The organism is Flagellimonas amoyensis (assembly GCF_003058265.1).
Taxonomy (GTDB): Bacteria; Bacteroidota; Bacteroidia; order Flavobacteriales; family Flavobacteriaceae; genus Flagellimonas; species Flagellimonas amoyensis.
Genome location: NZ_QBUK01000003.1, coordinates 35622 through 58907, shown reverse-complemented (window position 1 = coordinate 58907; position 23286 = coordinate 35622). Strand labels below are relative to the sequence as shown.

26 protein-coding genes, 1 other RNA gene and 1 pseudogene are annotated in these 23286 nt (G+C 42.3%); 16 read left to right on the top strand and 12 right to left on the bottom strand.

Going from position 1 to position 23286, the window contains the following annotated elements:
• Positions 1-12: 12 nt before the first annotated feature.
• From DB398_RS04915 to DB398_RS04905, 3 genes are read left to right on the top strand one after another with little or no spacing between them, the layout of a single operon-like run.
• Positions 13-345, top strand: a complete 333-nt coding sequence (locus tag DB398_RS04915; RefSeq protein ID WP_108423297.1) for a hypothetical protein — start codon at positions 13-15, stop codon at positions 343-345.
• 3 nt (positions 346-348) lie between these two features.
• Positions 349-648 (top strand): hypothetical protein, encoded by a 300-nt coding sequence (locus DB398_RS04910; RefSeq protein WP_108423296.1) that lies wholly within the window; start codon positions 349-351, stop codon positions 646-648.
• 4 nt (positions 649-652) lie between these two features.
• On the top strand, positions 653-2221 hold the full coding sequence (locus DB398_RS04905; RefSeq protein WP_108423295.1) for a PepSY-associated TM helix domain-containing protein: 1569 nt from the start codon (positions 653-655) through the stop codon (positions 2219-2221).
• On the opposite strand, the gene DB398_RS04900 is transcribed toward DB398_RS04905, so the two are convergent.
• Positions 2218-2586, bottom strand: coding sequence for a DUF1801 domain-containing protein (locus tag DB398_RS04900; protein ID WP_108423294.1), 369 nt, complete (start codon positions 2584-2586; stop codon positions 2218-2220). The two genes, DB398_RS04905 and DB398_RS04900, sit on opposite strands and share 4 nt — an antisense overlap.
• A gap of 80 nt (positions 2587-2666) precedes the next feature.
• On the opposite strand from DB398_RS04900, the gene DB398_RS04895 reads away from it, so the two are divergent.
• Genes DB398_RS04895 through creD form a run of 3 tightly spaced genes read left to right on the top strand, consistent with a single transcriptional unit; the run spans position 2667 to position 4975 of the window.
• Positions 2667-3275, top strand: coding sequence for a hypothetical protein (locus tag DB398_RS04895; RefSeq protein ID WP_108423293.1), 609 nt, complete (start codon positions 2667-2669; stop codon positions 3273-3275).
• A 1-nt stretch (position 3276) separates the two neighbouring features.
• A complete protein-coding gene (locus tag DB398_RS04890; protein ID WP_072877017.1) occupies positions 3277-3573 on the top strand; it encodes a winged helix-turn-helix domain-containing protein in 297 nt (98 codons plus the stop codon).
• Between the two features lie 49 nt (positions 3574-3622).
• Entirely contained in the window at positions 3623-4975 is a 1353-nt protein-coding gene (gene creD / locus DB398_RS04885; RefSeq protein WP_108423292.1) for a cell envelope integrity protein CreD, read from the top strand.
• 52 nt (positions 4976-5027) lie between these two features.
• Here the strand turns inward: creD and DB398_RS04880 are convergent, their stop codons facing one another.
• Together DB398_RS04880 and DB398_RS04875 are read right to left on the bottom strand one after the other, a co-directional pair.
• A complete protein-coding gene (locus DB398_RS04880; RefSeq protein ID WP_108423291.1) occupies positions 5028-5891 on the bottom strand; it encodes a DUF808 domain-containing protein in 864 nt (287 codons plus the stop codon).
• A gap of 107 nt (positions 5892-5998) precedes the next feature.
• The gene (locus tag DB398_RS04875) at positions 5999-6454 is read right to left on the bottom strand and encodes a COG2426 family protein (RefSeq protein ID WP_108423576.1); all 456 of its coding nucleotides are present in this window, start codon (positions 6452-6454) and stop codon (positions 5999-6001) included.
• A 219-nt stretch (positions 6455-6673) separates the two neighbouring features.
• Between DB398_RS04875 and DB398_RS04870 the strand changes: the two genes are divergently transcribed.
• Positions 6674-7789: an Sb-PDE family phosphodiesterase gene (locus DB398_RS04870; protein ID WP_108423290.1), complete on the top strand. Its 1116-nt coding sequence runs from the start codon at positions 6674-6676 to the stop codon at positions 7787-7789.
• Here the strand turns inward: DB398_RS04870 and DB398_RS04865 are convergent, their stop codons facing one another.
• Together DB398_RS04865 and DB398_RS04860 are read right to left on the bottom strand one after the other, a co-directional pair.
• Positions 7790-8065, bottom strand: a complete 276-nt coding sequence (locus DB398_RS04865) for a hypothetical protein (protein ID WP_159076315.1) — start codon at positions 8063-8065, stop codon at positions 7790-7792. It lies immediately after the preceding gene.
• Between the two features lie 81 nt (positions 8066-8146).
• Positions 8147-9352, bottom strand: coding sequence for an NAD(P)-dependent oxidoreductase (locus DB398_RS04860; protein ID WP_108423288.1), 1206 nt, complete (start codon positions 9350-9352; stop codon positions 8147-8149).
• 104 nt (positions 9353-9456) lie between these two features.
• Here DB398_RS04860 and ssrA point away from each other — a divergent pair.
• The 4 genes and pseudogenes from ssrA (at position 9457) to DB398_RS04845 (ending at position 12923) form a co-directional block, all read left to right on the top strand.
• Positions 9457-9855, top strand: a transfer-messenger RNA (tmRNA) gene (gene ssrA, locus DB398_RS04855).
• Between the two features lie 169 nt (positions 9856-10024).
• Positions 10025-10366: pseudogene (locus DB398_RS18645) on the top strand (Arm DNA-binding domain-containing protein); the annotation flags it as partial.
• A gap of 45 nt (positions 10367-10411) precedes the next feature.
• Positions 10412-11314 (top strand): site-specific integrase, encoded by a 903-nt coding sequence (locus DB398_RS04850; protein ID WP_313777783.1) that lies wholly within the window; start codon positions 10412-10414, stop codon positions 11312-11314.
• A 373-nt stretch (positions 11315-11687) separates the two neighbouring features.
• Positions 11688-12923, top strand: a complete 1236-nt coding sequence (locus DB398_RS04845; RefSeq protein ID WP_108423286.1) for a site-specific integrase — start codon at positions 11688-11690, stop codon at positions 12921-12923.
• Between the two features lie 172 nt (positions 12924-13095).
• Here the strand turns inward: DB398_RS04845 and DB398_RS04840 are convergent, their stop codons facing one another.
• The 6 genes from DB398_RS04840 to DB398_RS04815 all read right to left on the bottom strand — a co-directional run bounded on the left by DB398_RS04840 (position 13096) and on the right by DB398_RS04815 (position 18301).
• Positions 13096-14238: an MFS transporter gene (locus DB398_RS04840; RefSeq protein WP_108423285.1), complete on the bottom strand. Its 1143-nt coding sequence runs from the start codon at positions 14236-14238 to the stop codon at positions 13096-13098.
• Positions 14239-14383: 145 nt separating this feature from the next.
• Entirely contained in the window at positions 14384-15385 is a 1002-nt protein-coding gene (locus tag DB398_RS04835) for an aldo/keto reductase (protein ID WP_108423284.1), read from the bottom strand.
• 78 nt (positions 15386-15463) lie between these two features.
• Complete coding sequence (locus tag DB398_RS04830; protein ID WP_108423283.1) at positions 15464-16372, bottom strand: helix-turn-helix domain-containing protein; 909 nt, start codon at positions 16370-16372, stop codon at positions 15464-15466.
• Positions 16373-16858: 486 nt separating this feature from the next.
• Complete coding sequence (locus DB398_RS04825; RefSeq protein ID WP_234416065.1) at positions 16859-17716, bottom strand: HipA domain-containing protein; 858 nt, start codon at positions 17714-17716, stop codon at positions 16859-16861.
• Positions 17717-17774: 58 nt separating this feature from the next.
• Positions 17775-18089: a HipA N-terminal domain-containing protein gene (locus DB398_RS04820; protein ID WP_108423281.1), complete on the bottom strand. Its 315-nt coding sequence runs from the start codon at positions 18087-18089 to the stop codon at positions 17775-17777.
• Between the two features lie 2 nt (positions 18090-18091).
• Positions 18092-18301 carry a helix-turn-helix domain-containing protein gene (locus DB398_RS04815; protein WP_108423280.1) on the bottom strand — a complete coding sequence of 70 codons (210 nt, stop codon included), beginning with the start codon at positions 18299-18301 and terminating at the stop codon, positions 18092-18094.
• A 232-nt stretch (positions 18302-18533) separates the two neighbouring features.
• Here DB398_RS04815 and DB398_RS04810 point away from each other — a divergent pair, with 232 nt between their 5' ends.
• The gene (locus tag DB398_RS04810) at positions 18534-19292 is read left to right on the top strand and encodes a metallophosphoesterase (RefSeq protein WP_108423279.1); all 759 of its coding nucleotides are present in this window, start codon (positions 18534-18536) and stop codon (positions 19290-19292) included.
• Positions 19293-19453: 161 nt separating this feature from the next.
• Here DB398_RS04810 and DB398_RS04805 read toward each other — a convergent pair whose 3' ends face one another.
• Positions 19454-20308 carry an enoyl-CoA hydratase/isomerase family protein gene (locus tag DB398_RS04805; RefSeq protein ID WP_108423278.1) on the bottom strand — a complete coding sequence of 285 codons (855 nt, stop codon included), beginning with the start codon at positions 20306-20308 and terminating at the stop codon, positions 19454-19456.
• Between the two features lie 95 nt (positions 20309-20403).
• Between DB398_RS04805 and DB398_RS04800 the strand changes: the two genes are divergently transcribed.
• The 4 genes from DB398_RS04800 to DB398_RS04785 all read left to right on the top strand — a co-directional run bounded on the left by DB398_RS04800 (position 20404) and on the right by DB398_RS04785 (position 23198).
• Positions 20404-20778 (top strand): winged helix-turn-helix transcriptional regulator, encoded by a 375-nt coding sequence (locus DB398_RS04800; protein ID WP_108423277.1) that lies wholly within the window; start codon positions 20404-20406, stop codon positions 20776-20778.
• 165 nt (positions 20779-20943) lie between these two features.
• Positions 20944-21501 carry a TetR/AcrR family transcriptional regulator gene (locus DB398_RS04795; RefSeq protein ID WP_108423276.1) on the top strand — a complete coding sequence of 186 codons (558 nt, stop codon included), beginning with the start codon at positions 20944-20946 and terminating at the stop codon, positions 21499-21501.
• A gap of 185 nt (positions 21502-21686) precedes the next feature.
• Complete coding sequence (locus DB398_RS04790) at positions 21687-22550, top strand: alpha/beta fold hydrolase (RefSeq protein WP_108423575.1); 864 nt, start codon at positions 21687-21689, stop codon at positions 22548-22550.
• A gap of 222 nt (positions 22551-22772) precedes the next feature.
• Entirely contained in the window at positions 22773-23198 is a 426-nt protein-coding gene (locus DB398_RS04785) for a hypothetical protein (RefSeq protein ID WP_108423275.1), read from the top strand.
• Positions 23199-23286: the final 88 nt, after the last annotated feature.

Sequence of the window (23286 nt, the reverse complement as noted above, 5' to 3'; positions counted from 1 at the left end):
CGGATACCCGACATGGCCACTGGAATCACATTGCTCATTTTTATAGGTTTTTACCTTTTGTACAGCACATCCCAAAAGATGGCCATGGCAGGTAATCTCGGTCTTGAAAAATGGATCGGTGGACATGCGAAGATTTCCAAATATTCCGGCTCGGCCCTTTTGGTCGTTTCATTAGGGCTAAGCTGTATGTATTGGGGTGCTGCTTCTGGAACGTTCACTTATTTAGTCATCCTGATGACCATTGCAAGTCTGGTCATCCTATTGGCACCTTTGCGAATACTGAACCCTTGGTTTTTGACTTTGACCCTGATTTTATCCATCATCTGCGAAATTGCCCTGTTCTAACCTATGCCTGCCAATAAAAAATACCTGACCCCATCGCCTTGGCAACGGTTTGCCAAGATCACGGCCGCCATTTTAGGCGGTCTTATGGTCGCCGTACTGTTTCACATGGCCCTGGCCAGTTGGTTCAACCATGTGACCGTGATCATCACCAGCACCTTTTCCGCATTCATATTGTGGATCATTTTGATGGTTGTCGGCTTTTTGGGCAAAAACGGCTGGAAAACTTGGGGCATTTATTTGCTGGCCTCGATGTTGTTCTGGGCCATTTTTTACTTTGGCAACCAAACCAATCCAATCATCTGATCTTATGGGAAACCGAATCTATAACATCCTGTTCCATACACACACCGTTAGCGGTATCGTAATCAGTGTGGGCCTATACGTGATTTTCTTTGCAGGATCGTTTTCCTTTTTCAGGGACGAGATCACCAATTGGCAACGTGGGCACAATGTGTCCTTGTCAGATGAGATCCCCGGCAGTGTTGATGGGTATTTGGAAGACCTTTCCAAAGACCACAACCTTTATGGCAGGGATGTGGAGTTTTATCATTATTTCAACGAACGGAACATATCCGTCAGCCTGACCGCCTCCAAGGATTCCTTGGCCAAAGAGGAGGACAAGGCACGTGTGTTCTTCTACGTGGACACGGAAGATAAGAGTACCGGGGATTACCGGGGTTCGTACCACTTGGGCGAATTTCTGTATCGCCTCCACTTTCTGGACCAAATCCCCTACCCTTATGGTAGATACTTGTCCGGTTTTGTGGCGCTCTTTTTCCTTTTTGCCATTATTACAGGAATTTTGGTGCATTGGGACAAGATCATTTCCAATTTTTACACCTTTAGGCCATGGGCCAAAATCAAGACGATTTGGACAGATGCCCATACGGCACTTGGTGTGATAGGCTTTCCTTTTCAATTTGTATATGCCGTAACAGGTGCTTTTTTCCTATTAAAAGGACTTTTGATCCTCCCTGTGGTGATGGGATTCTATGATGGCGATCAGAACAAACTTTTTGAAGACCTGGAATACAACCATCCCGAGTATGCTTTTTACAATGAAAAGCTAGAAGGCCCCATCAGCATAGATCCCCTCATTGCAGATGTTAAAGAGGAATGGCCTGATTTTAGGGTCACAGAGGCCCACATCTTCAATTATGGAGATCAAAACATGCACGCTTCCATCAGTGGGTATCTGGGCCGTGGCACCAAATTGAACGGTCTGGGACATCGGATATACAAAGTTGCCGATGGTTCCGTAGTGGACGAAAAGGTGCCCCAGACCAACAACTCTTATCTTGATGGGGTAAAGAACATGATGTTCCGTTTGCACTTTGGCGATTATGGGGGCTATGGCCTACGGGTCATTTCCTTTGTGCTTGGATTGGTTTCCTGCTTTGTGATCCTCTCCGGGATCATGATCTGGTTGGTGGCACGGGACAAAAAGAACATTCCCGAAAAGCGACGCAAGTTCAACCATCAAGTGGCCAACATCTATATGGCCATCTGCCTTTCCATGTACCCCGTGACCGCCTTGGAATTCATCATTGTGAAGTTTGCCAATCATGTGGACATGGCCTTTATGTATCGGACCTACTTCCCTATCTGGTTGGTGGCCTCCCTCTTTTTTATCTTCAAAAAGAACATTGCTTTCACCAACAAATGGACCTTGGTCTCTGGTGGCCTGCTGGGGCTTTTGATACCCATTGCCAACGGTGTGGCTTCCGGGAATTGGATATGGTCCTCCATTGCCAACGATCAGTACCATATTCTTTTGGTAGATCTGCTCTGGTTGTTCCTTGGAGTGGTGACACTTTGGATCGCTTTTTTCAAACTGGAAAACAAAAAGAGTGGACTTGTGGCCGGCAAAGCTTAGTTTTTGTAGAACCCCTTATGGTTGACGGATTTGGCCTCTTCCAACAATTCTACCACAACCTCTCCATCAATTTCATCCATGTGGGAATACCGTAGGGACTTCATCACCTTTCTGCCATCGGTGACCAATTTATCCTGATGGACGGTCAAGTGTGCCGAGTTCCATAAACACATGTCCACATAGCCTTTTTTTAGGGACGCATTGAAGTAGCAAAATGGATTGTTGTGCAAATAGTAGAACGGCAACTTGTACTTATAATCCAACTTCACCTCTGGCACTGTGGTTTCCACCAATACCTGCAATTGCAACAAAATGCTCTTGAAAGGTTCTTTTTGGTTAAGGATATAGGCCTCGGCTGGGTTCATGGACTAAAATTAACCCAATATCCAAAAAAATTATTTTTATTCGTTTTTTATTTTAACTTTGAATTTCAAAGTACTTTACTATGGATTCAAAAAAATACTTGGACGACATTTCCCAGATCAAGGACATGATGAGTCGTTCGTCTCGCTTTATATCACTTACAGGACTATCGGGTATTTTAGCGGGAATGTATGCCATTATAGGGGCTACAATAGCATATTTGTATCTTTTGCCCAATGAATATGAAGTACTGACCGTTGATAGTCTAAAGTTTAGATCAATCCTCGGAATCTTGATTCTGGTTGCAGTGCTCAGTTTTGTGACAGCCTATTTATTGACCACCAGAAAGGCCAAAAGGAACAATGAGAAAATCTGGGACGAAACCACCAAAAGACTTCTGGTAAACTTTTTTGTCCCCATGGTTACAGGTGGCATCTATATCTTGATAAAACTGCATAGCAGACATTATGGCCTGACTGCTTCCTTGATGCTGATCTTCTATGGTTTGGCATTGGTGAACGCCTCAAAATATACCGTAGGCACCGTCAAATACCTCGGTTACAGCCAAATTGTTTTGGGGTTGGTCTGCTCGGCCTTTCCCGGTTATGGTTTTTGGTTTTGGGTGCTTGGTTTTGGTGTTTTGCACATTGTCTATGGAACAATAATGCATTTTAAGGAAGATAGAAAGTAGTATGGGGCTCATTGACAATATCAACAAACTTTTTGATCACCGCATTCGTTTGGGCATCATGTCCATATTAATGGTCAATGATGATGTTGATTTCAATCGGCTCAAAGAGCTTTTGGATGTTACGGACGGTAATTTGGCAAGCCATACGAAAACCTTGGAAAACGCGGAATACATCAAAATTGAAAAAGCCTTCATCGGGAAGAAACCCAATACCAAATACTTCATTACCCCTTTGGGCAAACAAGCCTTTAAAAAACATATTGATGCCTTGGAAGATCTGATCAGAAACCCTAAATAATTTTTTTATTCATTCACTTTGTTTTTCAAAGTACTTTAATTCTATATTTATGACACTACAAAAACGCATCGGCAATTGGCTAAAAAACTCCATCTCCGCAAAAATGATCACGGTAGGATTCCTGACCCTTATTTTATTGGTCCCCTTGGGCTTTGTGAACGACCTTATTCGTGAACGTGGACAACGACAACAGGAGGTAATCTCGGAAATCAACAGCAAATGGGGTGAGGAAGTCATCATCAATGGGCCCATTTTGAAGATTCCCTATCATCAATACATAGAAGAAAAGGTATTCGACGAGAAGACCAAGACATTTCTTAAAACAGAAAAAGCGGTAAGGCACGAAGCGTATTTTTTTCCTGATGAACTTCATATAGATTCCAATGTCAACACACAACCTTTGGAGCGAGGGATATACAAATCTGTGGTTTACACTTCAAATTCAAAACTTAAAGGGACTTTCTCCAATCCGAGTTTTATAGAACTGGAAGTAAAGGACGAAGACATTCTTTGGGACAAAGCGACGATCATGTATCAAGTGAGTAACCTAAAGGGCATTCGAAATACGGTGACCATCAACCTCAACAGTCAAGGGTACGATTTAAAACCAAAATTTGACAATGCTTTTATGAATACCCTTGAATCCGATTTTATTCCCAATCTGGAAGAAATTCTAAACAAGACATTGGATTTTGAATCCAATATTATCATAAATGGCAGTAATCGTTTACAATATGTCCCCATTGGTAAGGAGACCATAGTGGCGATGAAGTCCAACTGGCACTCCCCTAGTTTTAATGGAAATTTTTTACCGGACACAGAAGGAAAGAAAATTTCAAAGAACGGATTTGAGGCCCAATGGAAGGTACTTGAAACCAATAGAAGGTTTGGACAATCCTTTTTTGACCACCTTCCCGATTTAACAGAGTTTGCTTTCGGCACCGAGTTCTTGGTTCCTGTGGACGATTATCAGAAAACCTCGCGCACCAGCAAATATGGATTTATGATCATTGGTCTTACACTATTGGTTTTTCTGCTGATCCAAATTAGCAGCAAGATTTCCATTCATCCCTTTCAATATTTGATGATAGGCTTGGCCTTGGTCCTTTTTTACACCTTGTTGATATCCATTTCAGAGCATAAAAACTACCTTTTCGCTTACGTGGTCTCTGGCGGTGCCATTGTATCCTTGATCACCATATATTCAAGGTCCATTCTCAAGAACACAAAATTCACTTTACTGGTTTTGGGATCCATGTTGGGGCTCTACTCTTTCATTTTTGTGATCATACAACTGGAAGATTATGCCCTTTTGGTAGGCAGCATAGGACTGTTTGTGATTCTGGCCACCATCATGTACACCTCGAGAAAAATTGATTGGTCAGGACAATTGGAAGTTTAAGGACCGTGCACTGCTCTGGAAAACCAGAGCAGTGCACATTATATGAAGCTAATTATTTCTTCAATATCTTTTTCACCAATTTCATCAAAAAGACGGCCGCAAAGCCCACTACCAAGCCAACCAAAAAATCCTTGAGCATGGATGGAATTTGGGGAAACAAATGGTGGAGGTATTCAATGTTGTGGTTGAATATGCCCCCCGACACCAACAACAGGGCAAGTGTGCCCACTACGGAAAGTGCCTTGATGATCTTGGGCAACGCATTCACCAACAACATCCCCACTTTGTCCGAGAAGCTATCGTCCCTATCGTTCAGTCGGATCAGTTTGTACCCATAATCATCCATCCGGACAATCAAGGCCACAATACCATACACCCCAACTGTAGCCAGCAGTGCCACTATGGAGACCACTACAATCCTGGTCAACAAAGGTTCGTTGACCACGGTGCTCAATGCAATGATGACAATTTCTATGGAAAGGATAAAATCCGTGATGATGGCCTGCTTTACCTTGGTTTTTTCCAAGGCGGGCAAATCTTCTTCCGGAACGGCTGCGGTTTCCTCCACATGCGCTTCCTTGTGAGGAAAAAAGAACTCATAGACTTTTTCCGCTCCCTCATAGGCCAAGTAGACCCCTCCCAACAGCAGTATAATGGTAATCGCAGTGGGAAGATAGGCACTCAACAAAAAAGCAATGGGGAGAATGATCAATTTGTTCAAAAAGGAACCTTTGGTAATGGCCCAAAGTACAGGTATCTCCCTATTGGACACAAAACCGGTCGCTTTCTCGGCATTCACTGCCAAATCATCGCCCAAAATACCCGCTGTTTTTTTGGTCGCTATCTTGCTCATGGAAGCCACATCGTCCATAAGTGCGGAAATATCATCCAGGACCGCAAAAAAACCTGATGCCATATCTGTGTTTTTGGATTAAAGAAACTTTTTTGACTGGCAGCAAAATAAACAAATCCAAGCAGAATGGGGCATCGAAAAAACTAAAAATATGGTTTCCTCCAGATTGGTCAAACACCTTCCAAGGAAACCAAGGTGGTGACCCAAACAATTACGGAAGAAAGGAAAATACCTATGGTATTGGCCGTGAAAGCTTCACGCTTTTTCATTTTGAACAGGTAGGCAGCAATGGTACCGGCATATACTCCGGTTCCGGGCAATGGGACCATCACAAAGAGGACTATGCCCAGAAATCCATACTTCTGCACCTTGCCCCCAGAACCTTTTTTTGCCCTCTGGCCCACATAGACCGCAGATTTTTTATAGAACCGCCATTTCACCAAATATCGGTTGATGTGTTCCAAGAAGAACATCATCAAAGGAAATACGAGCACATTTGCCAAAAAACAGGCAATGAACACCAGATATTCGTTCACTCCCTGGTACATGCCATAGGGAATGCCCACTTTGGCCTCTCCAAAAGGGGAAAGACTCCAAAGTATCGCTATGATCAAATCTTTGTGCAAGGTCAACTTTTTTTGAACCGACAAACCTAGTGATGATTTTGTTTATCCACCCTTTTGGAAACCTTAAATATTTATTAATTGTGACACATCCGGGCCATGCAAGAAATCTGTCCGTATCCGCTATGCACCAACATAGCTTTTAGGTTATCAGTTTGTAAAATCCTCTTCCGGGAATTGATACATTGACCACGGTTCATTAATTTTAGCAAAACCGCAACCATGAAATTCCAATCATTCTTCATTGTACTTCTTGTATCAACTTTTTGTTTCTCCCAAGAACATTCCCACAAGAGTTCCAGAACCTTAGTTTTTCCAGATGTTTCTGGCTATAAGACGTTGAAGACCGACCTTCACCAACATACGGTCTTTTCCGATGGGGATGTATGGCCCACCATTCGTGTCATGGAAGCCTTGCGAGACAATTTGGATGTGATATCGCTCACGGAACACATTGAATACCAACCCCACAAGCAAGATATTCCACATCCGGACCGCAATAGGTCCTATGAGCTTGCACTGGAAGAGGCGAAAGACCATGACCTATTGATCATCCATGGCTCTGAAATTACCCGGCAAGCTCCCATGGGGCACAACAATGCCGTTTTTATCCAAGACGCCAATAAACTTATGAACGATAAGGCCGAAGACTCTTTTGCAGAGGCCAAAAAGCAAGGAGCCTTTGTGTTCTGGAACCACCCGGCTTGGCATCCCCAATCGCCAAATGGCAACCCTATTTTGAGTGACTTTCAAAAAGAACGACTTAAAAAGGGAGAACTGCACGGTGTCGAGGTCATCAATATGGGGGACTATGCCGAGGAATCCTTGGCGTTGGCCCTTGAGCACAATCTGACCATTATGGGCAATAGCGACATCCATGGTCTCATCGATTGGGACTACACGGAAAAAGGGCATGACCGCCCAATTACCCTGGTCTTTGCCAAGGAAAAGACACCGGAATCCCTGAAAGAAGCTTTGTTTGCCGGAAGAACGGTGGCCGTTTTCAATTCGTTATTGGTAGGAAAAAAAGAAAATTTGATTCCGCTGTTGCAAGCCTGCATCCAGGTTGAAAAGGCCCAATACATCAACAAGACCTCCATTCTGGAAGTGACCTTGAAGAATGTTTCCAGTAGCGACCTCATCTTTGAGAACCAGATGCCCTACATCTTTTATTCCAGCTCACCGGTATTTACCGTGCCCGCTGGCGATACGAAGACCATCAACATCAAAACGTTGGAAAGGAAGGATAGTTTGACACTAACACTGAAGGCCCTGGGCGCCTATGTGGCCCCGAAGGTGCAACCAACCATTGAGTGGGAAATAAAAGTAGGGGAATGATCAGGCGACGGAAGGAACAGCAGAACCGTTGATCTCGATATCAAAGTCGGGCAGTATTTTTTTGATGCATTCCTTTGGGGTCTTTTCCGAAATCCAGACCCAGTTCCGTTTTATATCCACATCAAAATGGTAGCACGAGAAGTCCCCGCAACATTCACCATCGACCCGGGTCAGCAAAAACTTGGTGATTCTTGGCCTGAGGCTGTATTCCAAATCGATACAGGCCCTTTTCATGGCCGCATTGGCATTGCCCGAGTATAACCAGTTAAACTTCACTGTTTCAAATAATAGGGAAAACAAGATACAGATAAATAACATATCATTAACAAAAAAGAACCAAAATCGACCAATGGTCGATCATTCTTTTCCATTCACATAATCTTGCAAATAGGCATATCGTTCGGTGAGTTTGCCATTTTGGGTCATCCGGGCCCTTTGAAGTATTCCGTCCACATCCCCATTAAAAAAAGCAGGGATGACGTATTTGGAAAATGCCTCGCCAAAGCCATTACTGGCATCACGGGGCAATTCGCAGGGAAGGTTGTCCACGGCCATGACCGCAATGGCGCCCTCTTCTTTGAAGTCGGTCTCGGTTTCGGTCCGGGGATCGTATCCATAAATGGGATCTGCAATGGTGGACGCCCTTAGCGTAGTGGCCACCGGCCCATCAATATCACAACTGATATCGGCCACCACTTTTATCTTGAAGTCGGGTTGTTTGGCATCTTCCCGCGTGTAGAGATAAGGTGCTCCGTCTCCATAAAAATGTCCGGCGATATAAAAATCGGTCACCTTGGCAAACCGAAAGAAATTGGACCTGTACTCCTGCGGATTTTTAAAGAAATCGGCTTTGCTCCCGCGAACATTGTCCTTGCGTTTGTTGTATTCCGAAGCATCTATCTGGCAGTAAACAGGCTCCTGGAACGTATTTTTCAAATACTCCTCCACACCCACTTTCTTCAGTCCCATGGCATCCAACATCTCCTTGGCCCCATTGCCCACCCTACCCCTTCCGGTGAGCAGGATCTTGATATTGGGAAGGTTGATCTTTTGGAGTTCCACAATCAAGGCCTGTTGGTCCTTGAGTGTTTCCGCCTTAGGCAAGTGGAAGAGGTCAAATTTCAATCCAAAAGTCCGGATTCCGTTGTACGCCCCAACAATGCCTGCATATCTACCGAAGGCCACCAAACGCTGCCCTTTGGGATTGGTGATGACCTCATGATCGTACAGCTCGATATTCTTCTCCAAGACTGCCTTGAGCAATGACCTATTGTAGGGCTGTTTTTTGATGGTATGCGAAAAGAAAAAATATTTTTTGTGGGGAACCAGCGCATCGATGGGTACTTCCTTGACACCCAAAAACACTTCGCAAGATTCCACCGCATCCGAAACCTCCAAGTCTTTCGCCCTATATTCATCATCAGAAAACACCCTAATGGGGGACGATTCCACCAAAATCTGTGCTTTTGGAAAGTGGGCAAGGACATTTTGACAGGCTGTTGGGGATAGCACTACCCTGCGGTCTGGCGGGTCTTTGCGCTCTCGTATGATTCCGAACCTCATAAAATGAATTGGTATAATTGTTGACCAAAATAAGAGGTTTGTGATGGGTAAACAAACTTTTGGTTAACTTTGCAACCCTTTTGAGGAAAGTTCTTGAACATATTGGGGCCGACCGGTTTTGACAGCAAGACCAATGGCGATGTAAGCATGCCGAGCTATGGAATTGATGCTCGAAAATCTCCGTTCCAACCTTTTACATGGCGAGTCTAACTACGCTTTGGCTGCCTAATTGACTGAATCACAGTAAGTCATGGCCTAGTCCCGCAAGGCGGGAAAGCTGAATGTCCCTTGGTAGCCCTTGTTGATGGCGACCTTTATTGGGGCACCATAAAAGTCAACATAGCGATCTTATAGCTTCGTTAAGATCGTAAAACTAAAGAAGCTAAGCGTACGATAGGCGGTTTTCGGTCGGTCGTGCGTCGACAAATAAACGAAGACTAAGCATGTAGAAAGCATGGTTATTGCTTGTTTGGACGAGGGTTCGAATCCCTCCGGCTCCACTGAAACACCATCAAAACAAAACATTAAACCTGTAAATAACTGATTTACAGGTTTTTTTATTTTATTTGGTTTCATTTAACCTCAAATAATATCATTAAAAAAATCACCTATTCGGTGAGTAATTTTTTACTTGAAAAATACTCACCGATTTTACTATAATTGATTGATTTTATGTTAAATACAAAAATGATATTTTTCTTTTTTGTACCTTCATTTCTGTTAAAAAAGACATCAAAAATGAACCATTCTTTCTCTCAGCTATTTTATCTCAAAGGAAAACACAAAGAAAAAGACACTAAAATCCCTATATATCTACGTTTAACGGTAAATGGCCAACGAAGTGAATTGAGTGTTTCACACAAGGTCGATCCTCAAAGATGGAGTGCTCGGATGGGAAAAATAAAGGGAACGAACCTTGAAGCAAATGAATTGAACCAATATTTGGATACTGTTAGAAGTAGAATAAACAAAATCCATCGTCAACTTGTGGAGGACAATAAACCTTTCACCTCATCTGATGTAAAAAATCTGTATCTGGGTAAAGGTGAAAAACTTAAAATGCTACTGGAGCTCTTTGACGAACATAACCAACAAATGGAAAAACTTATTGATATTGAATTTGCATTGGGCACCTACAAGCGATACCATACCACAAGAAGCCATATAGCTGAATTTATCAAGTTGGAACTAAGAAAAACTGATATTCCTGTCCGAGATGTGGATTTGAAATTCATTAAGGGTTTTGAGTATTTCCTAAAAGTGACGAAAAAGTGCAACCATAACTCAGCTTTGAAATACATCAACAATTTCAAGAAGATAATCCGAATGGCCGTTGCCCATGAATGGATCGGCAAAGACCCATTTTACAACTATAAAGTACAATTCAAAACAGTGGAACGGGAATTCCTATCCAAAGAGGAACTACAGGTTTTAGTAGAAAAGGAAATTGATGGAGAACGTTTGGATGTTGTTCGGGATATGTTTGTGTTCTGCTGCTATACAGGCCTTTCCTATATCGATGTCCAAAAGTTACATTCCGACAATATTGTGAAACATACAGATGAAAGTCTTTGGATAAAGTCCAAACGCACCAAAACCAAATCCAGATTGGGTATTCCCCTACTCCCCACCGCATTGGCCATCATCGAAAAATATCAGGATCATCCCAAAGTTGTCAATGGGGATTGTGTGTTGCCTGTTTTGAGCAACCAGAAGTCAAATGCCTATCTCAAAGAAATTGCCGACCTCTGTGGTATCAAAAAAAATCTTACCACCCATTTGGCCAGACATACTTTTGCAACCACTGTGACACTTTCAAATGGCGTGCCAATTGAAACGGTAGGACAACTATTGGGGCATAAAAATCTTAGGACTACACAGCACTATGCAAAAATCATTGATAGGAAGGTGAGCGAGGATATGGCCGCTTTGAAAGAAATTTTAGCTGATCAAAAATATTGAAAGAGTTAAATAGACATAAATCTCTGTGTTATTTCAATCCAAATGGAGATAATTAGGCTTAATTTTCAAAATCAACATCACCGCAAGAAAGGTTCGCGGGTTCGAATCCCGTCCAGACCGCTTGGAATATTTCCAAATTTATGCAAAAGCCTGTAAACGAGATGTTTACAGGCTTTTTTCATTTCCATTGGCATCAAAAAATAGCAAAAAACACCATCTAAAAGGTGAGCAATTCGGTGAGCATTCCATCTCCAAAAAAATGCTCACCGCCATCGCTGTAATTGACTGTTTTATAATTTATTGCAAGGATTTGTTAACATTTATTTAAGACCCCTTTTTGTACCTTCAAAGTGTTAAATCAAAACCTTTTGCCATGTTCAGTACAATCAACGTCATTTTTTATCCCAAAAAAAGAAAATCAAGCAACAATAAATTAGTGCCCATCTATGCCCGTATTACATTGGACAGCAAGCGTTCAGAGTTCAGCACAGGCAAACAGGTCGACCCCTTGAAGTGGGATGCCAACACCGGTCGATTACGAGGGAAAAAACCAGAAACACTGGTGTTGAACAGATTCTTCGACACCTTGAAAGCAAAGTGCGTTTCCATATATGACGAGCTGGTTCGCAATGAAGAATACGTAGATACAGATATCGTGAAGAACATCTTTTTGGGCAAGGGCCAGAAACACTATATGATCTTGGAAATATTCCAAGATCACAATGATGAAATGGAAAGTTTGGTGGGCAAGGAATATTCCGCGGGAACACTCCAACGATATAAAGCGGCCAAATCGCACGTCTCCGATTACATAGTACACAAGTACCAAAAAAGGGATTTTCCGCTTAAAAAGCTCGATTATGAGTTTATAACGGGCTTTGATTACTTTTTGAAGAGCAAAAAAAACTGCTCCCACAATACGGCGACCAAATATATCGTCAATTTCAAGAAAATTGTCCGTATCGCCTATGCCAATCAATGGATTGACCGGGACCCTTTCTTCCACTGGTCCGCCAGTTGGAAACAAAAAGAGCGGGAGTATTTGACACATGAGGAACTGGAAGCAATGCTAAAACAAGAATTTGAATTCGAAAGACTGGATACAGTAAGAGATATGTTTTTGTTCTGCTGTTATACCGGACTGGCCTTTGCAGATATAGAAAAGTTGACCAAGGATGATCTGGTCAAGGACATCAAGGGGAACAAATGGATCAAGACCAAAAGAAAAAAAACCAAGGTTTTGAGCAGTATTCCTTTATTGAGCATTCCGGAGGCCATAATCGACAAGTATAAAGAACATCCCAGGGTAATTGAAAAAAAGACCTTACTACCTGTATACACCAACCAGCGCACCAATTCCTATCTGAAAGAAATTGCCACGGCATGTAAGATCAAAAAGACCTTGACCACGCATTTGGCCAGACACACCTTTGCAACGACTGTCACTCTTTCCAATGGGGTACCCATTGAGTCGGTGAGCAAAATGCTGGGTCATACCTCTTTGAAGACGACACAAATCTATGCCAGGGTATTGGACAGTAAAATTTCGGACGATATGGAAAAATTGAAAAATGACCCTGCCCTCTTGGAGTTTGCCAAATCGATTTAAAAACAATTATTTGAGGTGAACGCATAGTTTAACTTGGAGACCGATTCTTATGGGTAGTACAAAATCAACAGGCCTTTTTATTAAACATTCTTAGAATTTGATAACACCTAGCCCTTCAAGGCATCATTAATATTGTTCGCCCCATAAGCTGCAAGAATACGGAATCAAAAGACTAATCTTCAAGGATTTTCTCCGGCCTAACCAGAAACAGTAGTATAACCATAATCAACATGGCCATACCTAAATAGCTGATACCCAAACCTGACTGATCCTGGGGATGTACCAACCCAACTATGGCATAACTGGATATGGATGTGATAAAAAAAGCAGATCCACCGATAAAACCACCCGAAATTCCTGCCATTTTCGGAAACCTCCCAATACAGTAAGCAAAATAGTTGTTGAAAATAAACCCTACCCCTACATGTACCAGAAAAGCAAACAAAATCAAACTATATAGATTCTCCCAAAGCGTTGCACTAAGAATCATCAAGATGGTCACTGTGATTCCCAATATATTGGCAATCCTAAGTTTGGGAACAAAGGGCCTATCGATAAGGCCTTTTCCTATAAAACCACCCAACAGCCATGCCATTCCCATGATCAAGGAGGCATATCCTGCTACCACAGGGGGAAACCCCATCCCATGTTCCACAATAAAGGCCCCGGACAAATTGAAGATCATAATGGTCCCATAGCACAGTCCACTACATATGACCCCATATAGGAACATGGGTGTTCGCAGCATCGTCCCATAGTCCTTAAGAATGGTCTTTCTTTTGAAGGGTCGAAATTCCCGAACGGTCTCTCCTGAATATAACAACTCCAAGAGAAACAATACCGAGGCATAACCTGCCAGTGCATAAAAACTGGCCTGCCAATTGAAATAATGTTGTAGGTATCCCCCTATAAAAGGGGCCACTATAGGAGCAATGGACCATACGATGGACATGATGCTCAGGTAGTGCTTTCTTTTGTCCCCCTCATGCACATCAACAAAAAAACTTCGCTTGGCAACACCGATACAACCTATAGCAATGCCTTGGACAATCCGCATGGCATAAATTGGCCCTAAACTGGTGGACATTGCTATTACCACATTGCTCAAGATGAACAAGACGAGCGATATCAGCGTTATGCGATAACGCCCATAGCTATCCATGAAACTGCCCGCAAAAAACTGGACCACTGCATAGCTCAACAAAAAAAGTGTGAGGGTCAATTGGACCGCACCTTCCGACTGTTGGAGCTCGGAAGCCATGGTGGGCATCGAGGGCGCATAGATATCCGTTACCAACCCGGACAGGGGGATCATCAAAAAGGATATTAGGGTCGCCTTTTTCTTATGATCGACATGTAATCTTTTGACTTCGGTATATGGCTTTGTTACCAATGGAATGTGTTTAAATAGTGTATGAAAAAAAATAATGATCGACCGTCAAGGTGTTTTAGGGGTTTGGTCAATTATTCACCAAGCGCATGGCCCCTTCGTTATAGCGTTCGCCCACATTCGGGTACCTTTCCAATATTGCCGTGATGGTGTGGAGCTCTTCCTGTGAGAACACCACCTCAACAGCCTTCACATTTTCTTCCAATCTGTAAATTTTTCGGGTGCCGGGTATGGGCATTATATCATTCCCTTGGTTCAAGACCCAGGCTAAGGCCAATTGGGCCATGGTAATCCCTTTTTGACCTGCCAATTCTTGCAGCTCGGATTTAAGAAGGAGGTTGTTGTCCAGATTCTCCCCCTGATATCGCGGTAAGGTCCTTCTAAAGTCCTTTTCATCCAAAGCGTCCACCTTAAAAGTATCCGTTACCAATCCCCGCGCCAATGGGGAATAGGGCACCAAGGACATATTATATTCCCTTACAGTGTCCAGAACTTCCCCTTCCACACCTCGTGTAAGGAGGGAATATTCACTTTGAAGGGCCATAATGGGATGCACCGCATTGGCCCGTCGAATTGACTCTAGTGATGCTTCGCTCAACCCCAGATACCGCACTTTACCTTCTTTGACCAAATCGGCCATGGCCCCCACTGTTTCCTCTATCGCTACTTGAGGGTCCACCCTGTGGGCATAATAGAGATCGATGACCTCCACGTTCAATCGTCGTAAACTGGCCTCCACTGCCTGCTTGACATATTCAGGAGATCCGTCAAAATATGTGTTGAGGGAATTGCTATCCGAGGCCTTACTGGACCGGAACCGAAAACCGAACTTGGTAGCCAAAAACACTTTGTCCCTATTTTCTTTTAGTACCCGAGAAAGCAAAAGCTCGTTCGCTCCATTGCCATACATATCTGCAGTATCCCAAAAATTGATGCCCAGGTCCAGTGCCCGGTGCAAAACCATGACACTTTCGTCATCATTGGCCGGACCATAGGCAAAACTCATCCCCATACAGCCCAATCCCAAAGCGGACAACTTTTCATCTGTACTTCCTAAATTTCTATAAACCATATTTCCAACTTTTTTAAGCAAAGGTATTTGCAAAGCATGGGTCTTGGCTTATAAAATTCAAAGCATCACTTATAAAATTCAAGCATGAGTTTCCCGGACCTGATTGGGAGAGGCCCCTACTTTACCTTTAAAGAAATTGGTAAAATAGGCCGGGTTATCGAAACCTAGACTATAGGCAATCTCCGAAACGCTTTGGTCGCTATGCTGCAACAGGGCCAATGCTTCACGCAACACTCGGTCTGCGATATGCTCCGTAGTCGTTTTTTGGGTCTGTTTTTTGACCATGCGGTTCAGATGGTTCACATGTACCGACAAATGGGCCGCATAATCCTTGGCCGATTTCATTTCCAATGGGGCATTGGGAAAATCAACGGGGAATTGACGTTCCAATAATTCCAGGAACAGCGAGGCAATCCGTTCAGACGAATTGTAGCTCCTTTCAAAACTGTTGGCCGGATTGTATTTCATGGCTTCATGGATGATCAAGTGTAAATGGCTCCGGACCACATCATACTTAAATTGGTAATCTGATTGCATTTCCTTTTCCATCCTTTGGAAAATTCTGGAGATCTCATCCAACTGCCCATCATTCAAAAAGAAGACCGGATCACTGCCCACGCGGAAGAGAGGGGATTCCCTCAAGCTGGTCGATTGGACCCCATTAAGGAGAAAAGATTCGGAGAAGAGGGCAAACCATCCTTTTTGCTCTTCTGAGCTGGCCTCCCAAGCATAGGGCACCAAGGGGTTGGAAAACAACAATGCCGGGCGGTCTATGGCAATCCACTTGTTTGCATATTGAATGGTTCCCTCTCCGATGATCAGGGTAACCTTGTAAAAATCCCGACGCATGTAGGGACTGATCAGCCTACATTTATCCCTTGAGAACACATTGATATGTCCAGCACCCGAATTGTTCAACCCATCTACACCTTGCCTCAATTTGGGCACCCTTTGGTAAAACTCCTGTAAAGATTCACTCCCTTTCATATCCCAAAATTATAAAATTCAAACAAAAAACCAACCCTACTAATTCTCAATAACAAGAATAATCATGGTAAAACAACAAGGTTCCGACAGCTCCCCATTGTAACGTATACCAAAGACCGAGATAGAAAGGCACTAAGATTCCAGAGTTATTGAAATAAGATATTGCCCTATTTGACCAGAGATGCACTTACCTCCATTGCATCCCTTTCCACTAGTATACCCTTTCAGTCCATGGGCAAAATGCTTGGCAACACCTTTTTAGGCGGCCCAAATATATGTCAAGGTATTAGGTAGTAAAATTTCGGACGATATAGCATAATTGAAGAATGACCATGATCTCATGGGGTTTGCTAAGTCAATTTGGTTTTATTCAATTCAGCTTTAGTAGGTTACAATGATCTTGGTCAATTTAAAAACATTGTCCGGTAGTTCTCAATATTCGTTCATCTGCTTTAGGGGATGGACGGTAGCCTTTGATAAAAAACATTAAAACATCTTCAATCGGGATTCTAAAATGTTGAAGTACCTTTCTTTCATATCATCCGAAAGAAAGGAAATTTCAACCAACTCCTTCCATTTGGGTATAACTTTTTGCATCTGCTCCAGAATCAATTCGATTGTCTTGTTGTTCAATTGTAATCGCTCCTTCGCATAATAGCCTATGAAGTCGGAAGCTTTCAAATTACTTTTTTTCCCTTTCAGGGTCAAGGCAATTTCTTCATCGGGATTCTTTATCGCGATTGAAGAGTTCAACAGGTCATATGCCGGCGTTAAGGTTGTCATGCCCCTTTTGGTGATCAGGGAAAAGTTTTTTAAGTGCATATCTTCGTTTCCGGTCACATAACAGAAAATGACCCGTTTGAAAAATTCTGCTTTTTCAATGGCTGGAAAGGAGCAGAATTCTTCGATTACCGGTACCATCTTTTCCATGGTAAAGCGGTATTTGGTATCCCTCGTGTTTCCTGTCAATTGGGCAAAATCTTCAGTTGCATATTTTTTCCCCTTACCATAGCGGTCAAAGCGCTTTATAAAATAGGAAAGACTGCCATCTTTGGCATAAACCATCCCATGCAAAGGCACCTCTAAGCCAAATTCCTTTGCCATACGCATGGTCAGATCTTCATTTTCCGGCAACTGCGGAAATAAATCGTTTTGCGGTTTTATAATATAGGTTCCAAACTGATCCACAATTTTAAATTCCTGCCCAACCACAGAAACTGTTGCACTCAATTTGGGCTGTACCCCTTGAATGGATAACTTCTTTGCCCTATTTACGGCTTCCCTTCTCAATTCAGCAGCTGTAAAGGGAAGATCGTTTAGATGTGTTAACTTGGGTGCAATCATCTTAAGCCCCTTTTCGCTATATTTTGCCGTACCGCATAATTCATATGTGATGGGACATCTATTCATCATCCATAGATTTAACCGTTACCGCACCTACCAAATCAGTTCCTGTTGCCACTAATTGCGAGAAATAGTCATTTTTATCGATTTTGGCGATTCTAAGCAATCCTTCCAACATAACGCCTTCCGGCAACAGTCCTTCAAAAAATGGAGGGAACGTATTATAGCTGTATTTTTTATGACCGACAGGCATGGTCAATGAAACTGCTTCACCATGGTAATCATTGTCATAATCAAAATGATACTCGCTTGGAGAAACCTCTCTCAATACCCCTGCCCTATTTCCATGAACATATACGATCGCCTTTCTCATGCTTATTTAGTGAACGGACCTTTAAATTCAATTTTAATGTTCAAGACTTGCAGCACTGCCAAAAGATTGTTCCAATGAACAGTTTCTTTATTCTTTTCAATATCAAAAACGGTTGTCTTTCCAACTCCTGCCAGATTGGCCAATTCAAGCTGTGTAAGCCCTGCTTTCTTACGATGATCCTTTACCATAGACCCCAAGTCAAAATCTTTCATTTTTACCGTTTTAACAGTAAATATAAGTTATTTAATAATTTGAAATGTGAAAATATTTAAAAATAATGCTTTTTTACTGCTACAGCGGTAATATTAAAACTAAACATGTAATAGATATAGCTACAGCTAAAATCGATCCACAATTACTGCCATAACGGTAAAAAATAGGTTAAGCACGGCATAATTCCTTGAGGAATTTCAATTTACCGAACTTTACAACTCAAAAATCATAATGGCAACTATCCAATATTTGTCGGACCTTCATTTAGAATTCCCTGAAAACAAACAATTCATTCTGGATAACCCCATCCGACCCAATGCAGATATCCTGGTTATGGCAGGAGACATCGTAATGTTTTCTTTATTGGACAAGTTTGGCTGGTTTTTCGATGACCTGTCCCAAAAGTTCCAACAAGTATATTGGATTCCGGGAAACCATGAATACTATGGGTCCGATATCAGCCACAGGGCAGGAATTTTTAAAGAAAAAATACGGGACAACATCTTTTTATTAAACAATCAAACGATCGTAATCGATGATGTAGAATTGATTTTTTCCACGCTTTGGACCCAACTCTCTGATAAAAATCAAAGGCTTATCACCAGAATGCTTTCGGATTTTAGGACCATAAGAAAATATGGGCAATTACTATCCCCTTCCGATTATAATGACCTTAATCAAGAAAACCACTTTTTTTTGAGAAAGGCCTTGGAAAAGAATGATAAAAAGAAGGTGGTTGTCACACATCATGTTCCTTCCTTTCACAATTATCCAAAAAAATATCTGGGCGACCCTCTGAACGAGGCATTTGCCGTAGAACTAGAGGACCTTATAAATTTTAATGGCCCTGACTATTGGATTTATGGTCACCATCATTCAAACACGGCACCTTTCAAGATAGGAGACACCTCACTTATAACCAACCAATTGGGTTATGTGCGGATGGGTGAACACCTACAGTTCTCCTCCAATGCCGTAATCGTTCTATAACACTGGAGAACAGATAGACATTTTCTTGCATAACGTATAAAAGATTGCAGTAAAATCACCTATTCCCAATCATCGAACCATAAAATATCAAAGAAACCTAACTACCAAATCTTAGTGGTTTCTTTCCATTCTCCCGATAACAAAAGACCCTTTGATGTGAATCAGATCAATTCCCTGAGCAATCTCTCCAACTCAAGTTCCCCTTCCACGGTCTGCGCTCCATTTTTCATGGCCTTTGTCATAATATCCGTTGTTTTTGCATTGTAGGCCAACTTTTCCCATTGTTCATGTTCCACTGCAAATCCATTTAGGTCAGTGTAAGGTGCCAATACCTTTTTGGCAGCCTCGATGACGCCATCGGGCAATGCGGCAATATTATGGGACAGTTCATAAACAAAACCATCAATATCGGCATGCGGGATGGCCCGGTTGATCCAACCATACCTTTCCGCGGTTGCTGCATCGAACAAATTTGCACCTAAAATTATCTCCAAAACCTTGTTTCGGGACATTTTAGTGGACAGAAATTGTGTGGCTCCACCACCAGGAATGATTCCCATCAAGGCTTCACATTGGGCCAATTTCCCTTTTTCTAAAGATGCAAAGCTCATATCCGCAGCAGTCACGAATTCAGCTCCTCCTCCCCTAGCAATTCCCTTTAGGTTTACAATGGTAACTTGAGGTTGCTTCCTAAGCATCTCACCGACAGCTTGAAAAACATTGAACCCCTTTGGTACCTGCGCACCTAATTCTTCCAAGACATCCTGCTCCCCAAGGATGTTGATGTCAACATGGGCTATAAAGAAATCAGGGTTTGCACTTTCAAAAACAATAACTTTGATATTATGTACAGTAGCCATGTCACCCAACAATTGTTTCAGCTCCTTCATCATCTTCCCACTCAGGGCATTCACTGGGGCATTATCCAAAGTAACTGTAGCGACACCACCTTCTACTGACAATTGGAGCATGTTGTACTCCTTTTCATTGAACCTCGATTTAACGTTATCTTTCATTTTAAAAGCTTTAATCGTTTTTACCTTTGTTTTACAGCTTCAAAACTAGGTCAGGCAATCCTTTTTAGTGGGGATGCTATTGTAAACCATAGCACATGGAAACAGAGAATAAGAAACGACAACCATCCTACATTTGTACCATAGCAGATCAAGAAGAAATCAAGTATGCCCAAGACGCCTTATTCGTTTTAAATGGAAAATGGCGATTGCCCGTCATCATTGCCATCTATAATGGGGCTCACCGCTACCGGGAAATCGCCAAGAACATTCCCGGAATTACTTTTGCCATGCTGTCCAAGGAGCTAAAGCACATGGAACTCAACAACCTTGTCCTACGTATTGAAGACCCCGATTTTCCCAAGGATGTTGAATACAGGCTAACCGAATATTGTGAATCCTTATACCCTTTGGTGGAAAATTTGATTACTTGGGGCAAACAACACCGAAGAGAAATTTCATCCCAGTTGTGACATTATTATTCACCCAACGGAAATTAAAAGTTCCTCTGAACTCAATACTGTGAATCTTATCCAAAGGACCTTATTACGAATACGGATGGTGGAGACGGTTCTATTCACTATTAATTTTATTTACCAAACGTTTGGTAAATTACTGTTTTTTTTTAATTTTGCATCATGAGACCGCAAAAGATACAAGACGGAGAACTACTAGCAGCATTGTCAGATGTTTTTAGAAACAAGGGCTACGAAGGTGCAAGTTTAAAAGAGCTTTCTGAGGCTACTGGCCTACAGAAGGCAAGTCTTTACCATCGGTTCCCCAATGGAAAAAAGGAAATGGCGGAAGCTGTTCTAAATGAAATGGATCAATGGGTTACCCAAAACATATTTAAGACCTTGGAACAAGAAGGTATCACTCCCACCATCAAACTAAAGAACAGTCTTGACCAAATTTCAAAACTATACAACGGAGGTAAGGACAATTGCATTTTCAGGGCGCTTTCCATGCAGGAGGGGTTTGACCTTTTCCATGATGTAATTACCAAAGGTTTTGCGGGATGGTTAAAGTCTTTCAAGTCACTTGGTCTATCCATGGGACAATCTGATCAATTGGCTGAAAAAAATGCCATTCAAACCTTGATAGACATACAAGGAAGTCTAATGCTTAGTAAAGCAATGCAGGATACAATCATCTTTAAAAACACCCTTAAACAAATAGAGGAAAGATATAGTTAAAAAAATTTACCCCAATAATTTACCGAACGTTTGGTAATTATGTGTCTGAACATTATTAATATAAAACAAAAGACATGAAAAAAACAATCCCGATCATACTTGCCCTATCACTTACCATTTTGGGCTGCGAAAGTCCAGTGGAACCAGAAATCAACAGTAATAATACATCTAAAAACAGTAGAACTATGAAAACAACAAAATTCAAGACACTAGACATCGACGGCATCAACATTGCATACCGTGAAGCCGGAAATCCCGATAACCCTACCATTGTATTGTTGCATGGTTATCCAGCATCATCACATCAATATAGAAAAGTATTGGATGGACTATCAGACGCCTATCATCTGGTAGCGCCGGACTATCCTGGCTACGGGAACAGTGATTTCCCAACCCCGGACAACTATGAGTACACCTTTGACAACATGGCCAAAACCATGGATGCTTTTTTGGAAAAGAAAGGATTGGACTCTTATGCCATCATGATGCAGGACTACGGTGCTCCTATTGGATTTCGCATCGCAGTTGCGCATCCAGAGCGGGTCACAGCCATCATCAACCAAAATGGGAACGCCTATGAAGAAGGCCTTGGAGAAGGTTGGAAGGGAATTCGGGACCTTTGGGCCAATAGGAACCCTGAGACCGAAGCGGCCCTTTTGCCTGCATTTACCCTTGAGGGTTTAAAATGGCAATACACCCATGGTACCCGAAACCCTGAAACGGTAAACCCCGACACATGGCATTTGGATTATCTAAGGATGTCACGTCCCAATGCACACAAGGTCAACTTGGATCTTTGGTATGACTATCAAAACAATGTAAAGCAATATCCCCAATGGCAACAGTACCTAAGGGATCATCAACCGCCCATGTTGATCGTATGGGGAAAAAACGATGCCTACTTTCCTGAGAGTGGTGCAGCCGCATTCAAGAAGCATCTTAAGGAAATCGATTATAACATCTATGACACCGGACATTTTGCCTTGGAAGAGGAAGGAGAGGCCATCATCAAAAAAATCAGGTCTTTTATGGCTACACATGCAAAATAGGTGATTTGCAATAGGATTGGAATAGCTACCCATATGATAAGAGCCCCTCTTTACATAAAACGTCAACCAATATGAAGCATGCCCCTCAACGGGCATGCTTCATTTCAGTGTATACTTCCATCATTTCAAACAACAATTTCCCCATGTCACCAAGAAACTAAACCCCATCAGAATCCCCCTCTATTACTTTTGCTCTCCAATTTTTAATGAAAAAGAAACATAATGAAAAAACAAGTATTTGTATTCCTAATGGCATTGACTGCCATCAATATTACCGCACAGGAGTTGAGTGTTGACCATTCTTCTTCCGTGAACATTGAGAAACTCCCCGAATATGTGGTAGTCACTTCGGAGAACACCAAATTGTTGGGCGGCATGAACATCAACATCGATAGTAAAAAATCAGGTTATGAGAATGTATTGAAGGATTTGGAGGAACTGCTCCAAAAAAATAAAAATCTTGCCATACGAAATCAAACAGATCTCCTCAATGCAATGTCCAAATTAGGCTTTGATTACGTGGATGCCTACAATGCCTCGGCCGGTACCATCGGTGCTGCCGCAGGAGAGGATGTCCAAGCCTTTGGGAGCAACGCAAAATATCGGATCAATATGGTGTTCCGAAAGAAAATGACCTATAGGGATTAGTCCCCCAATCTGCTCTATACCTCTATCCGATAAACCATGTGAATCGGTGCTCTCAATAATGTATAGGGTGCACTAACAGCCAATATGA